This window comes from Pseudoflavonifractor sp. AF19-9AC, from assembly GCF_003478995.1.
In the GTDB taxonomy this organism is placed as follows: domain Bacteria; phylum Bacillota; class Clostridia; order Oscillospirales; family Oscillospiraceae; genus Lawsonibacter.
Window position 1 is genome coordinate 91,907 of the sequence record NZ_QUGI01000007.1, and the last position, 14,103, is coordinate 106,009.

14 protein-coding genes and 2 tRNA genes are annotated in these 14,103 nt (G+C 60.2%); 6 read left to right on the forward strand and 10 right to left on the reverse strand.

Features of this window, described 5'->3' with window-relative positions; genetic code table 11:
* Window positions 1-71: 71 nt before the first annotated feature.
* From DWX58_RS12260 to DWX58_RS12270, 3 genes are read left to right on the forward strand one after another with little or no spacing between them, the layout of a single operon-like run.
* A complete protein-coding gene (locus tag DWX58_RS12260; protein ID WP_118644233.1) occupies window positions 72-968 on the forward strand; it encodes a hypothetical protein in 897 nt (298 codons plus the stop codon).
* A 2-nt stretch (window positions 969-970) separates the two neighbouring features.
* Window positions 971-2,941: a methionine--tRNA ligase gene (metG, locus tag DWX58_RS12265; protein ID WP_118644235.1), complete on the forward strand. Its 1,971-nt coding sequence runs from the start codon at window positions 971-973 to the stop codon at window positions 2,939-2,941.
* A gap of 59 nt (window positions 2,942-3,000) precedes the next feature.
* Window positions 3,001-3,327: an MGMT family protein gene (locus DWX58_RS12270; protein WP_118644237.1), complete on the forward strand. Its 327-nt coding sequence runs from the start codon at window positions 3,001-3,003 to the stop codon at window positions 3,325-3,327.
* Window positions 3,328-3,554: 227 nt separating this feature from the next.
* Here DWX58_RS12270 and DWX58_RS12275 read toward each other — a convergent pair whose 3' ends face one another.
* The 4 genes from DWX58_RS12275 to DWX58_RS12290 form a co-directional block, all read right to left on the reverse strand.
* On the reverse strand, window positions 3,555-4,043 hold the full coding sequence (locus tag DWX58_RS12275; RefSeq protein ID WP_158579281.1) for a GGDEF domain-containing protein: 489 nt from the start codon (window positions 4,041-4,043) through the stop codon (window positions 3,555-3,557).
* Window positions 4,031-4,519 (reverse strand): nuclear transport factor 2 family protein, encoded by a 489-nt coding sequence (locus tag DWX58_RS12280; protein WP_199648816.1) that lies wholly within the window; start codon window positions 4,517-4,519, stop codon window positions 4,031-4,033. Before DWX58_RS12280 ends, DWX58_RS12275 begins: the two co-directional genes overlap by 13 nt.
* 323 nt (window positions 4,520-4,842) lie before the next feature.
* Window positions 4,843-4,918: transfer RNA gene (locus DWX58_RS12285), tRNA-Met, on the reverse strand.
* 4 nt (window positions 4,919-4,922) lie between these two features.
* Window positions 4,923-5,009: transfer RNA gene (locus DWX58_RS12290), tRNA-Leu, on the reverse strand.
* A gap of 480 nt (window positions 5,010-5,489) precedes the next feature.
* Here DWX58_RS12290 and prfB point away from each other — a divergent pair.
* Window positions 5,490-6,611: a peptide chain release factor 2 gene (gene prfB, locus DWX58_RS12295; RefSeq protein WP_118644243.1), complete on the forward strand. Its 1,122-nt coding sequence runs from the start codon at window positions 5,490-5,492 to the stop codon at window positions 6,609-6,611.
* 72 nt (window positions 6,612-6,683) lie between these two features.
* Here the strand turns inward: prfB and DWX58_RS12300 are convergent, their stop codons facing one another.
* From DWX58_RS12300 to yabP, 6 genes are all read right to left on the reverse strand, one after another.
* Window positions 6,684-7,676 (reverse strand): biotin--[acetyl-CoA-carboxylase] ligase, encoded by a 993-nt coding sequence (locus tag DWX58_RS12300; RefSeq protein WP_118644245.1) that lies wholly within the window; start codon window positions 7,674-7,676, stop codon window positions 6,684-6,686.
* A gap of 99 nt (window positions 7,677-7,775) precedes the next feature.
* Window positions 7,776-8,327 carry a ribosome-associated translation inhibitor RaiA gene (gene raiA, locus DWX58_RS12305; RefSeq protein WP_118644247.1) on the reverse strand — a complete coding sequence of 184 codons (552 nt, stop codon included), beginning with the start codon at window positions 8,325-8,327 and terminating at the stop codon, window positions 7,776-7,778.
* A gap of 138 nt (window positions 8,328-8,465) precedes the next feature.
* Window positions 8,466-9,626, reverse strand: coding sequence for an amidohydrolase (locus DWX58_RS12310; protein ID WP_118644249.1), 1,161 nt, complete (start codon window positions 9,624-9,626; stop codon window positions 8,466-8,468).
* 197 nt (window positions 9,627-9,823) lie between these two features.
* Window positions 9,824-10,273, reverse strand: coding sequence for a S1 RNA-binding domain-containing protein (locus DWX58_RS12315; protein WP_118644251.1), 450 nt, complete (start codon window positions 10,271-10,273; stop codon window positions 9,824-9,826).
* Between the two features lie 68 nt (window positions 10,274-10,341).
* Complete coding sequence (locus DWX58_RS15710) at window positions 10,342-10,617, reverse strand: septum formation initiator family protein (RefSeq protein WP_243093482.1); 276 nt, start codon at window positions 10,615-10,617, stop codon at window positions 10,342-10,344.
* 489 nt (window positions 10,618-11,106) lie between these two features.
* Entirely contained in the window at window positions 11,107-11,391 is a 285-nt protein-coding gene (gene yabP / locus DWX58_RS12325; protein WP_118644255.1) for a sporulation protein YabP, read from the reverse strand.
* A gap of 212 nt (window positions 11,392-11,603) precedes the next feature.
* Between yabP and DWX58_RS12330 the strand changes: the two genes are divergently transcribed.
* Together DWX58_RS12330 and DWX58_RS12335 are read left to right on the forward strand one after the other, a co-directional pair.
* Complete coding sequence (locus DWX58_RS12330) at window positions 11,604-12,377, forward strand: Cof-type HAD-IIB family hydrolase (protein ID WP_158579284.1); 774 nt, start codon at window positions 11,604-11,606, stop codon at window positions 12,375-12,377.
* A gap of 99 nt (window positions 12,378-12,476) precedes the next feature.
* Window positions 12,477-14,075 carry an MBL fold metallo-hydrolase gene (locus DWX58_RS12335; RefSeq protein WP_118644259.1) on the forward strand — a complete coding sequence of 533 codons (1,599 nt, stop codon included), beginning with the start codon at window positions 12,477-12,479 and terminating at the stop codon, window positions 14,073-14,075.
* Window positions 14,076-14,103: the final 28 nt, after the last annotated feature.

A 14,103-nucleotide genomic window follows, 5' to 3' on the forward strand; every position in this document is an offset into this window, starting at 1 on the left:
GTTGATTTTTTTACCACCCTGGTATATCATGGTGGGTACGACTTCCTTTTGATAAGGAGATTCTGCATACGATGCGTAAGGATATTCTTTTGCCTGTGCTGGCCGTAGGCGGAGGCGCCGGGTGTCTGGCTCTGCGGCAGTGGCAGCTTCGTTCGGCCTACGACGCTGAAACCCAGCTGTTTGCCCATGGAGCTCCCGCCACCTACGCGCTGCTGGCCCTGACTGTGGTGCTGGCCGTCCTGCTGGTGGTTCTGGTCCAGAAGGGGGAATCTCCCTCGGACTTTCTGGCCGCCTTCCGCTGCCCCGCTCCCCTCTACATGGCGGGAATGGCTGCCGCCGCCTTTCTGTTCTTCGGCGCGGGGGTGCTGGGGCTGCTGTACGGCCTGGATGAGCTGACCCTGTGGCGGGTGGACCCCAAGGGCCATCTGCTCACTTACCCCGCCGCCCTGTTGCTGTGCGCCTTGCTGTGCTTCCCCGCCGGTCTTGCCTGCCTGCAGGTGGGCAAGGGGGCCTATCGTGGCCGGCCGGCCCAAAGCTCATCCCTGACGGCCCTGTTCCCCGCCTGCGCCGGACTGGTGTGGCTGTTTGCCACCCATTTGGCCCACAGCACAGACCCCATTCTCATGGGCTACGGCTTCTCCCTGGCGGCCGCCGCCCTGCTGATGCTGGCCCACTACGAAGTTGCCGCCTCCTTCCACGGACGGCCCCATCCCCGCCGGGCCCTGTTCTTCGCCCTCATGGGGAGCGTGCTGGGCCTCACCTCTCTACTGGACGGTCTGCCCCCCTTCTTTACGGTGCTCACCGCCGCCTTTCTCCTCTCCGCCCTGTCGGGTTCCTGTGCGCTGGCCCGCAATCTGTTTGGCCCGCCCTGGCCCCGCCGCCTGCTGAGCGAGCGAATGCCCCTTGGGGCTGAGGAAGAGGACGACGAGGAAGAGGTTTCCCATCAAGATGATACGGAGGAGTTATAATTATGGAACGCAAACGTTTTTATATTACCACACCCATTTATTACCCCAGCGACAAGCTGCACATCGGCCACACCTACTGCACCGTGGCCACCGACGCCATGGCCCGCTATAAGCGCCTTTGCGGCTATGACGTGCTGTTTCTCACCGGTACCGACGAGCACGGCCAGAAGATCGAGGACAAGGCCAAGGAGGCCGGCGTCTCCCCCAAGGAGTTCGTGGACCGCATCGTGGAGGGCCCCCAGGGCGTCAAGGATCTGTGGAAGCTGATGAACATCTCCAACGACCGCTTCATCCGCACCACCGACGACTACCATGTGGCCTCCATCCAGAAGATTTTCAAGAAGATGTACGAGAATGGGGACATCTACAAGGGCAAGTATGTGGGTAAGTACTGCAAGCCCTGCGAGTCCTTCTGGACCGAGAGCCAGCTGGTAGACGGCAAGTGCCCCGACTGCGGCCGGGAGGTCCAGGACGCGGAGGAGGAGGCCTACTTCTTCCGTCTCAGCAAGTACGCCGACCGCATCCAGCACCTGCTGGAGGACACCGATTTCCTGGAGCCCCGCTCCCGGGTCAATGAGATGGTGAACAACTTCATCAAGCCCGGCCTGGAGGACCTGTGCGTCTCCCGCACCAGCTTCACCTGGGGCGTACCCGTGGACTTTGACCCCGGCCACGTGGTCTATGTGTGGGTGGATGCCCTCTTCAACTACACCACCGCTCTGGGCTTCCTCAACGACAAGTATGACGATTATGAGAAGTTCTGGCCCGCCGACGTCCACTTCGTGGGCAAGGAGATCGTCCGCTTCCACTCCATCATCTGGCCCGCCATGCTCATGAGCATGGGTATGCCTCTGCCCAAGAAGGTCTTCGGCCACGGCTGGCTGTTGCTGGACGGCGGCAAGATGTCCAAGAGCAAGGGCAACGTGGTGGATCCCTATCTGCTGGCCCAGCGCTTCGGCGTGGATGCCCTGCGCTTCTTCCTGCTGCGCACCTTCCCCTTCGGCTCCGACGGCAACTTCTCCAACGAGGCCCTCATCAACACCATCAACGTGGACCTGGCCAACGACCTGGGCAACCTGCTGAGCCGCACCGTGTCCATGGTGGGCAAGTATTTCGGCGGCACCCTGCCCACCGAGCAGGTGGAGGACGCCGAGAAGGACAAGGAGCTGGTGGAGCTGGCCTCCACCCTGCGCACTCGCTACGAGGAGCAGATGGAGAAGTTCGCCTTCCAGAACGCCCTGAGCGAAATCTTCAAGGTCATTGACCGGGCCAACAAGTATATTGACGAGAACGCCCCCTGGGTGCTGGCCAAGGATATGGAGGCAAACGGCGCCCGTCTGGCTCGGGTGATGTACAACCTGCTGGAGGTGCTGCGGATTGCCGGCATCCTCCTCACCCCCTTCATCCCCGACTCCGCCGCCGAGGTTTTGAAGCAGATCGGCGCCTGCGAGGCCTGCTCCACCTGGGAGAGCGCGGGCGTGTGGGGCTCTCTGCCCGCTGACGTCACCGTCACCCGGGGCGAGAACCTGTTCCCCCGCATCGACATGGAGAAGGAGCTGGCCGCTCTGGAGGAGATCGCCGCCCAGGCCAAGAAGACCGCCCTGCCCGCTGTGGAGCTGGAGCCCCAGCTCACCGAGAAGGTGGACTTCGATACCTTCTGCAAGAGCGACTTCCGGGCGGTTAAGGTAAAGGCCTGCGAGAATGTGAAGAAGTCCAACAAGCTGCTGAAGTTCACTCTGGACGACGGCACCGGCACGGACCGTCAGATTCTCTCCGGCATTGCCGCCTTCTATAAGCCCGAGGAACTGGTGGGCAAGACCCTCATGGCCATTGTCAACCTGCCCCCCCGCAAGATGATGGGTCAGGAGTCCAACGGCATGCTCATCTCCGCCGTCCACACCGAGCACGGCGAGGAGCGCCTCAACCTGTTGATGCTGGATGACAAGATCCCCGCCGGGGCCAAAATGTGCTAATTGTTTCGGAGGACGGGCCCCGGCCCGTCCTCCGCTGTCTTTTATAAGGAGGCCTCCTCATGGACACCTTTGCCCGGATTTACGCCTTGACGGCTCAGATTCCCCCCGGCCGAGTCACCACCTATGGACAGTTGGCCCGGCTGGCGGGCAATCCCCGCCTGAGCCGCATTGTGGGCTGCGCCATGCACGCTGCCCCGGCGGGTCTGCCCTGCCACAGGGTGGTGAACCGCCTGGGTGGACTGTGCGACGCCTTTGCGCCCACCGGTCGGGACAGCCACCGCCTGCTGCTGGAACAGGAAGGCGTCCCCTTCCGCCCCGATGGCAGGGTGGATTTGGCCCGGTGCATGTGGTATGGGCCGGAGGATTCTGCCCCAGGGCAGGATTGAAGCGAGATATTCTCGCTTGCCCCTTGTGGGCTGACTTTCGTTCTCCCGAAATCTGCAAGGCAAAACCTATAAATCGCCTGTTCCGTCTCCTATGAGCACCCGAGAGCTGCAATTTGTAAATAGACAAAAAAGGGGCCTGCTGCGAATGGCAGCAGGCCCCTTTTAGCTCTGTATTTTAGATTTGATCAAGCGCATATAACATTCAAAGACTGACGGAGAATAGGCATTCAGCATCTGGCATCCCCGTCGTCTGCTTTTTCCCGATCCGTGTCAAGTGAACTGTAAAATGCCGCTTTTGCCTGATACATTTGCCTGTCCGCTTCGTCAAGCTGTTCCTGCATGTTACAATGGCCGCCCCTCCAGGATATTCCCACCGAAACGCTGATACCATCTTGTTCCATATTCTTTTTCGTTGTATCAACTGCTTTTCGAAACGCCTCTTCTTCCATCTTCGAATCAATGACTACAAATTCATCGCCGCCGATTCGGTAGCATCTGCCCGCAAACATACTGGCGATATGGTTTGCTGCACGGCAAATCAGATGATCTCCGGCGCTATGTCCCATGCGGTCATTGACCCGCTTCAGCCCGTTCAAATCGATGGCAGCCACACCCAACCTGGAAAGCAGGATTTTCTCAAAGTCCTGCATGTCCAGGTTAAATTTATTTCGGTTGAACAGTCCCGTCAGAGAATCTTCAAAGCTCAGTTTTTCCAACTGCTTGGTCTGTTCTTCAATCGTTTTTTGTACTCATCAATACATTTATGAAGATATTCGTATGTGTACTTTCCAACCTGGGTTGGAAATCCTACATCCTGCTGGGTCATTTCCGAATATGGATTGGAAATATGAATATGGCAGCAGCGGGGTGTACCGTCTACCCAGCGAAAAACAGCCGTAATACGCTGATGGACACGCAGATAGACCTCCGTGGAGGGATCGGTGGCGATCCATGCTCTGCCGGAGCAAACATATATATCTGGTGAAAGGTCGATCACATCGTATTCTTCGTCCCAGATGTTGCATTTTGGAACCTTATCTACAAACTGCCGAAAAATGCCGGAAACAGTTTCAGTTCCTACATTATATTCATTTTCACCTGCACCAAACCAGCTCAGCCGATCGTCAAACAGTTCGATGATCGACTCTACGTCGTTTTCGCAATAGTGCTTGTGAAATAACAAACTGGTCAATTTCCTGACCGTTTGTATCCTTTTGTCTCTGTCGAGAGATTGCGTCATCCATTATCCCTCACTTTTGAAGATCTTTTCTGAAAACAACTTCTGCCCGCTGCATATTCCAAGGTTCCATAAATTGACCGAGCAGGCCAAATATTTCTCTACTCGCCGTCAATTAATGATAATCATTCTCGCTAATTATATAGTAGTCTCTTTTTCTTTTTCTGTCAACGCTCAACCCAAATATTTTCACTCTCAACTCAAATCTTGGGCACGAAAAAGCCCCGTAAACAAGCTGTTTACGGGGGCTTTCGGCCTTATATTTTGTTAAGGCAATCTGGTTGCGGGGGCAGGATTTGAACCTGCGACCTCCGGGTTATGAGCCCGACGAGCTGCCAACTGCTCTACCCCGCGATATTGGTGCCGGAGACCGGGGTCGAACCGGCACGGGATTTCTCCCACGGGATTTTAAGTCCCGGGCGTCTGCCAATTCCGCCACTCCGGCATGGGTGGCTTTCCGGTCTCGTTCCTGACGGTTTTTTAATATTACCACACTTACCAGCCCTTGTCAAGGTATTTTTTTGCCACCGGCTCAGAAACTTTTTTCTCCTCGGTGTACAAAAACCGGCACATATCGCAGCCTGTCCCACATATACTGGTATGTAAATTCCTTTTTCAACTTACGCCGCCTGACGGCGGAGTTTTTCGTTCAGGAGGTCAACAACATGATGAACGAGCACAGCACCCCTATTTTAAATCTGCCCCCCCGCCCCGCACCCCGGGATGATCTGGACGACCTGATTTTCCGGGAAGAGGGCTGGTTGGTCAGTGACCGCTGAGGGCCGTCTCCCTCCGGGGAGACGGCTTTTTGCTGCCCGCACCGATAGGTTTTCCTTTACTTTTCCTTCGGTCTCATATATAATAGTTGGGCTTATAATATGAAATACCCCGATTTCGGGAGTTTACAGGAAAGAGTGAGGACCCTATGCTCCAATTTGACGAGTACAAAGTCAAGCTGAACAATCTGGCCCCCACCCTGAAGGAGCTGGCCGATGCCCTGGATTTGGACGGGGCGGCCCGGGAGCTGGACATGCTCCAGGCTGAGTCCGCCGCCGACGGCTTTTGGGACAACCTGGCCAAGGCGCAGAAGGTGCAGCAGCGCATCAAGAACCTTCAGGACAAGGTGGACAGCCAGACCAAGCGTCAGCGTCAGTGGGACGATTTGATGGCCCTTTGCGAGATGGGCAACGAGTTCGAGGACGAGTCCCTGGTCCCCGAGCTGGAGGAGGGCTTTGCCGCCCTGGAGGCGGACATGGAGTCCGCCCGGCTCCAGACCCTGCTCTCCGGCGAGTATGACAGCTCTAACGTCATTCTCACCATCCACCCCGGCGCCGGCGGCACCGAGGCTCAGGACTGGGCCCAGATGCTCTATCGCATGTACACCCGCTGGACCGAGCGCCACGGCTTTACCTACCAGATCATGGACTATCAGGAGGGTGACGAAGCCGGCATCAAGTCCGCCACCATCATGATCGAGGGCGAAAACGCCTACGGCTTCCTCCGGGGCGAGCACGGCGTACACCGTCTGGTGCGTGTCTCCCCCTTCGACGCCAATGCCCGGCGGCAGACCTCCTTCGCCTCTGTGGAGGTCATGCCCGACCTGCCTGAGGACGTGGAGATTGAAATCCGCCCCGAGGACATTGAGATGCAGGTCTACCGCGCCTCCGGCGCCGGCGGCCAGCACGTCAACAAGACCTCCTCTGCCGTCCGTCTCATTCACAAGCCCACCGGCATTGTGGTGGCCTCCCAGCAGGAGCGCTCCCAGTTCCAGAACAAGGACAACTGTATGAAGATGCTGCGCGCCAAGCTGGTGGAGCTGCAGATGCAGGAGAAGGCCGAGAAGATCTCCGATTTGAAGGGCGTACAGCTGAAGATCGAATGGGGCAGCCAGATCCGCTCCTACGTCTTCATGCCCTATCAGCTGGTGAAGGACAACCGCACCGCCTACGAGACCAGCAACATTGGCGCCGTCATGGACGGCGATTTGGATGGCTTCATCAATGCCTACCTCACCTGTGAGGCCACCGGCAACTGGGCCAGCAAATAAAGAAATTCGATGAAAAATCCCCCGCCTGGATATCCAGGCGGGGGATTTTTTCTTTGTAAACCGGACCAGAGCTTACACATAGCCATACATACCCCGGACCGACACCTCCCCGGCGGACAGGGCCTTCCGGCTTCCGTCGGGCAGCTCCACCACCAGGCGGAACTGGTCATCAATTTCCAGGGCATAGGCCTCCTGGCGAGAAACGGGGGTGATGAGCTGCACCTGGTTGCCGGGGGTGAGGCAATCGGCCCGATACTTGGCCAGGTACTCCGCCTTATTCTCCGGGAATCCGGCGTACATCTTGTCCAGGGCCCGAATGAGCTGGATGGCCAGCTCGGTGCGGCGCACGGGATGACCCAGCTGCTGCTGAAGGGAGGTGGCCATGTCCCGGATCTCCGGGGTGAAATCCTCCGGGCGGTGGTTGGCGTTGATGCCGATGCCGGGCACCAGATACTCCAGGGCGTTGCTCTCGCTCTCCAGCCCCATCTCCGTGAGGATGCCCACCAGCTTTTTGCCCCCCAGGATAATATCATTGGTCCATTTGATCTGAGGGCGGACGCCGCAGGCCGCCTCAATGCCGTCGCACACCGCCACCGCCACCCAGGCGGTAAAGTCGGTCACCTGGGCGGGCTCCAGCTTGGGCCGCAGGAGAGCGGACAGGTACAGCCCGCAGCCCTTGGGGGACTGGAAGGTGCGGCCCAGCCGTCCCCGGCCGCCGGTCTGCTCGTCGGCGATGACCACCAGGCCCTCCTCCGCGCCGGCCATGGCCTGGCGCTTGCACTCGGTGTTGGTGGAGTCCACGGTGTCCAGACACAGCAGCTTCCGCCCCACCAGGCACCCTTCCAGGGGGCCGGCCAGCTCCCCCTCCCGCAGGCGGTCGGGGGCTCCCTGCAGCCGGTAGCCCCGGTTGGGGGCGGAGGCAATCTCATACCCCTCCTGACGCAGGGCCTCAATGGCCTTCCACACCGCCGCCCGGCTGATGCCCAGCTGGCGGCTCATGGCTTCCCCGGACAGATATTCCCCACCGCTCTCCCGCAGCAGGGATAATACGCGCTCCCGGCTCATGGCTGTTTCGCTCCTTCTCTTCTTTCTGTTCTGGGCCTTTGACTCCCGGTCAAGGCCGAAAAAAGGGGGCGGCTGTGCCGCCCCCTTTGCATGTCTTTCTTACTGCTCGTCTTCAATGAGGCCGTAGTCCCCGTCGTAGCGGCGGTAGACCACCGCGAAGGCCCCGCCCGCCTCCTCGTCCTTAAAGGCGAAGAAGCTGTGGCCCAGCAGATTCATCTGCAGAATGGCCTCGTCCCGGGTCATGGGCTTGAGGGGGAAGGTCTTGCTGCGCACAATGCGGTACTCGCCTTCCTCGGGCTCATCGGGCGCGAAGGAGGAGAATTCCTCCACATCCAAGGCCCGCTCAAAGGCGCCCTGGCGCAGCCGCTTCTCCAGACGTGTCTTGTTCTTGCGGATCTGGCGCTCCAGCGTGGTGACAGCGGCGTCGATGGAGGCGTGCATATCAGAGGTGCTCTCGGACACCCGGAAGATGGTGCCGTTGGACCGGATGGTGATTTCCACCTTATTGAGCCGGTCCTTCTCCACACTGAACGTGATTGCGGCGGTCGCATCCTCTCTGAAAAAACGGTCCAGCTTTCCTACCTTCTTCTCCGCATAAGCGTGGATGGAGCCCGGCAGGTTCACTTTCTTGTCCGTAAACACATACTTCATACTTGTTCCGCTCCTTTCGCCCCGAAGGGCTGGTATGGGGGAGGGGGAGGGTTCCCCCTCCGTTAACTTATTATACCATACAGGAGGGAAATTACCAGAGGCTTTTGTGAATTTTTTCTAAATTCGCTCCTTGGAATTTTATCCACTTACCCGGACGCCGTTGATAAACACGGCTTTGACCCGGCTGAGCAGGTTGATGGGGTGGCCGGTGGTGATCACCAGATCGGCGTCCTTCCCCGGGGCCAGGGAGCCCACCCGGTCATCGATCCCCGCGATTTTGGCGGCATTGATGGTGATGGCAGCCAGGGCGGCCTCGGGATTCATGCCCCCCTTTACCGCCAGACCGGCGCACAGGGGCAGGTACTGAATAGGCACCTCCGGGTGGTCGGTGCAGATGGCGGTCTTCACTCCCCGCAGGGTGAGCACCGCCGGAGATTCAATGGTCATGTTGGCCAGCTCCGGCTTGGAGCGGTCCCCCAGGGCGGGGCCGGTGATGACGGGGATGCCCTCCTGCTCCAGAAGCTCCGGGATAAGGTGAGCCTCCGTGCCGTGGACGATGACGCACTTGAGGCCAAACTCCTTGGCAATGCGCACGCCGGTGGCGATGTCGTCCGCCCGGTGGGCATGGATGTGGACGGGCAGCTCCCCCCGCACCACGGGCAGCAGGGCCTCCAGCTTGGCGTCGTAGTCAGGCTTGTCCTCCTCCTCGTCCGCCTCCGCCTTCTCCAGTTTCTCGGCGTACTCCAGGGCCTTGTGCAGGTTCTCCCGGATGATGGCGGCGGTGGCCATGCGGGTAACGGGGGTCTCATGGCGCTCGTTGTAGACGCACTTGGGGTTCTCCCCCAGGGCCAGCTTCATGGCCACGGGGGCCTTGAGCACCATCTCATCCACCCAGCGCCCCGCCGTCTTGATGGCGGCAAACTGTCCGCTGATGGGGTTGGCGGAGCCGGGGCCGGTGAGAACGGTGGTCACTCCCGCCGCCCGAGCCTCCTGGAAGCAGCGGTCCAGGGGGTTGATGGCGTCGATGGCCCGCAGGTGGGGGGTACAGGGGTCGGTGGCCTCGTTGCCGTCGTCGGCCTCGAAGCCCTGGGCGTCTCCGAACATGCCCAGGTGGCTGTGGGCGTCCACAAAGCCGGGCAGCACATGGCCCTGGGCCGCGTCCAGAGTCTCCCCCTCCCAGTGGTCGGGGGCCTCCTCCATGGGGCCCACCTTGGCAATCTTGTCCCCGGACACGGCCACGTAGCCGTTGGGAATGGTCACACCCTCCATGGTGTGCACGGTGGCGTTGATGATGAGCATGGCAGTTCCTCCTGTTTTGGCCCCGCCTTCCTTCGACAAAGGTTCCCATTGCCTTGGGCCCTCCTTTGTGGTATGGTAACAGGGCAGCTCAACCAATATGCTTTCTGCGCGCCTTTGGCGCGGGCGCCCCTCGGGGCGTCTTTTTTTTGCAAAAAAAGGGCTGCGCGCCCACGGCGGCAGCCCTTTGGGGGTTGGATTTACCGACGGCCGCCGCCCCGGCGGTTGCCGCCCTTCTTTTCAATGTAGCGCAGCTCAGACAGCTTGCTGTCAGAGGACTGCATAAACTGCTTGAGCCGGTCCTCAAAGTCAGTGGGCTCCTTGGGCGCGGGACGGACATAACCCATGGGTCTGGGGCCGCCGCCCTGGTGGGGCCGCCCTCCGCCCGCGGGCCGCGGGGTCCGCTGAGGGGGAGGAGTAACCTGCTTAATGGACAGATTGATGCGGTTGGACTGGTCAATGCCGATGACCTTGACCTTGACCTCCTGTCCCTCCTTCAGGTGATCGGAGACCTGATTGACATAGGAGTAGGCAATCTCCGAAATGTGGACCAAGCCGGACTTACCCTCCGGCAGAGCCACAAAGGCGCCAAATTTTGTAATTCCCGTAACCTTTCCGTCCAAAATGGACCCAACACTGATCTCACTCACTGAGCGCTGTATCCTCCCTTGTTAATTTCTCCCGCCGGCGCACACACTCCGCCGACCGGGCTGTGTCCTCAATTTGCCACGTCGATGTACAACACTGCGTTTTTGTCCTGATAGCCCTTCTCCCGGGCGACCTCCTCAATGACCTCGGGGTCGTCGCTGTTTTCGATGGCGTAGGACTTTTCCTCGTTTTCCTGACGCAGATCGGCCACCTGCTGCTCCTTCCCGCTTAGCTCGCCCTGGAGAGACTGAATCTGTCCCCGCAGGTCCAGCAGAGAAGTGGCCAGATAAATCAGCAGAACCAGCACTACAATTTTGGTTAAAAAGCTGGCGCGTTTGAAGCGCATGGTCCCTCTCGCTCCTTTCTCTGGCGCTGCGGCGCAGGACGGCCTGTTCCATCGCCTTGGTTTTCCGCTTTATTTTATACCATTTCTCCGCAGAAAGGAAGGTGTTTTTCATAAGTTTTCTGATTTTTTTCAAAATGCCCCGGAAAACCCGCAGCGGTAAGGTCAAAATTCCCAAAAGCAGGGTGGTGAGATCGGCCAGGCGATAACCGATCCAAAGAAAAACCGGGCTAAGCAGCCAGAAATAGGCTCCTCCTCCCAGCAGGCAGAACAGGGCCCCATAAAACCGCACCTCTCCCCCCCAGGCCCCCTGGGACCAGAGGAACAGCGCCGCCCCCACCACCAGCCAGAACAGCAGGTCCAGCACCGGCTCCAGCAGCTTCCGCCGCACCCGCACCCGCAAAATGCGGAACAGGTCGTACAGTACGCCCAGCCCCGCTCCAATGCCCAGGGCCTGGCACAGCGCCGCCCACTGGGCCGCCACATCCACCGTCATCCGCCCAACAGGCGGCTGAACAGTCCGCCCCGCTCCCGTCGCTCCGTCTGATAGATGAGGGCGCTGACCTGTCCCTCCACCTTCAGATCGCCCCCGTCCAGGGACAGCTTTTCAATGTGCAGCCCCTCCCCCTGGATCTCCAGATCTCCGTGGGCGGTGGTGAGCAGGATGGTGTTCTCGTCAAAGCTCTCCACCTCCTCCACGCCGGAAATGGTGAGCTGCTCCCGGTCCTCCAGCACAATCCGGTGCTCCCCCGGGGCCCGCAGTTCCTCGTATGCCATGCTATTCCCTCCTTCTGTCTCAGTCCATTCTATGGACGAGGCTGACGGAAAAGACGTGAAACTTTTTCCCAAAAGGGCGGTTTTGTGGAGGCCTGTCCCCCCTTTTTCCTCCGGGATTGTCCAATTCGCACATGGAAATATGCCAAAGGGTGTTGTACAATAAGGGCGCATATTACCGGCGGGCCTGTTCTCCGCCGGCAGGAGGAACCAAAATGACAAAAGCCATTTTTTTCGATGTGGACGGCACCCTGGTCAGTTTTCAAACCCACCAGGTCTCCCCTGCCGTGGTGGACGCCCTTCATCAGCTGCGTGCCCAGGGAATCAAGCTCTTTCTGGCCACCGGCCGCCACCCCGCCATGATCGGCAACGTCCGCTCCCTCTTCCCCTTTGACGGGTACATGACCCTCAGCGGTCAGCTGTGCACCGTGGGGGACCAGGTGGTGCACAGCTCTCCTATGGAGCCCCAGGCCGTGGAGGAGCTGGTGTCCGCCGCCCGGGACGGCGCCTTCTCCTGTCTCTTTCTGGAGGAGAAGGACATCTACCTCAACCTGGTCAACGACCTCACCCGCCGGTTTATGGGAGATCTGAATCTGGACATGCCACCCGTCAGGGACCCCAGGGAGGCCCTGGGCAAGCCCCTTTATCAGGCGGTCACCTTCCTCACCCGGGAGAATGAGCACCTGCTCCTCAGCCGCGCCCCCCACGTGAAGACCACCCGCTGGCACCCGGAGTTTCTGGACGTCATTCCCACCTCCGGCGGAAAGGACCAGGGCATGGAGGCCATTCTGAATTTCCTGGGCATCCCCCTGGAGCAGTCCATGGCCTTCGGGGACGGGGAGAACGACCTATCCATGCTGCGCCACGCGGGCATCGGCGTGGCCATGGGCACCGCCAGCCAGGAAGTGCGCCAGGGCGCCGACTACGTCACCGGCACCGTGGATGAGGACGGGATCGTCACCGCCCTAAAACATTTCGGCCTGCTGTAACCTTTTTGCCATTGTTCACAATTTGCTGTGGAATTGCTGCCCTTTGTGGTGTACAATAGAGACAACTTTTGTACCATTTACCAGAGGAGGCGTTTCCATATGAAGCTAAGCTTTTTCGGCGCGGCCCACGCGGTCACCGGCAGCTGTCACTGCCTGGAGGTAAACGGCAAAAAAATTCTCATCGACTGCGGCCTGCAGCAGGGCCGGGATGAGCACGACGACAACGCCCTGGACTTCGCCCCGGGCTACATCGACTGCGTGCTGGTCACCCACGCCCACATCGACCACTCGGGCCGCCTGCCCCTGCTGGTGAAGGAGGGCTTCACCGGCCCCATCTACACCACCCGCCTCACCGGGCAGCTGCTGTCCATTATGCTCCGGGACTCTGCCCACATCCAGGAGAGCGACGCCCAGTGGCAGAACCAGAAGGGCAAGCGCGCTGGCCGGGCTGAGGTGGAACCTCTGTACACCGTGGCCGACGCCGAGGCCGCCATACAGCAGCTCCAGACCGTGGAGTACGGGCAACGCTTTGAGCTCTTCCCCGGGGTAGAGGTGCGCTTCAACGACGCCGGCCACCTGCTGGGCTCCTCCACGGTGGAGATCTGGATGACCGAGGGGGAGGTCTCCAAGAAGATCGTCTTCTCCGGTGACCTGGGCAACGTGGACCAGCCCATCATCCGGGACCCCCAGTATGTGGACGAGGCCGACTATGTGGTCATGGAGTCCACCTACGGCGACCGCAACCACGAGCCCCCTGAGAGCTATGTGGATGCCCTGGCCGCCCTCATTGACGACGTTTTCTCCAAGGGGGGCAACATCATCATCCCCTCCTTCGCCGTGGGCCGTACCCAGGAGCTTTTGTACTTCCTACGGGAAATCAAGTCCGAGGGACTGGTGAAGAGCGTCCCCAACTTCACCGTCTGCGTGGACTCCCCCCTGGCCGCCGAGGCCACCCGGGTCTACTCCGGCAACCTCCACGGCTACCTGGATGAAGAGGCCATCGCCGTCCTCCAGGGGGGCGACAACCTCTTTACCTTCCCCGGCCTCACCCTCACCCAGTCCACCGAGGAGTCCAAGGCCCTGAACATGGACAAGACCCCCAAGATTATCATCTCCGCCTCCGGCATGTGCGACGCGGGCCGCATCCGCCACCACCTGAAGCACAACCTGTGGCGTCCGGAGTGCGCAGTGGTCTTTGTGGGCTACCAGGGCGAGGGCACCCTGGGCCGCCGTCTGCTGGACGGGGCCAAGACCGTCAAGCTGTTCGGCGAGGAGATCGCCGTCCGGGCCCGCATCGTCAACTTCAGGGGCCTGTCCTCCCACGCCGACCGGGATCACCTCATCGACTGGGTGCGGCACTTCGCTCCCGCGCCCCAGCAGGTCTTTGTGGTCCACGGCGACGCCCCGGTGACCGAGGTGTTTGCCCAAACCCTCAACGACCTGAACATTCCCGCCCACGCCCCCCTCTATGAGGAGGTCTACGACCTGGCCCAGGGACGTATGCTGGCCAAGGGCGTGGTGCTGGAGACCAAGCCCAAGACCTTCGGCGCCTCCGCCACCTCCCCCGCCTTCATGCGGCTTCAGGACGTGGCCAAGGAGCTGGAGCTGCTCATCAGCCGCAGCCGGGGCCGGCCCAACAAGGACCTGGCCAAGCTGGCGGACCAGCTGCGCCAGGTCATGGACAAGTGGGACGGCTGAGTGTCTTTCCCACCTCACTACTACTAGG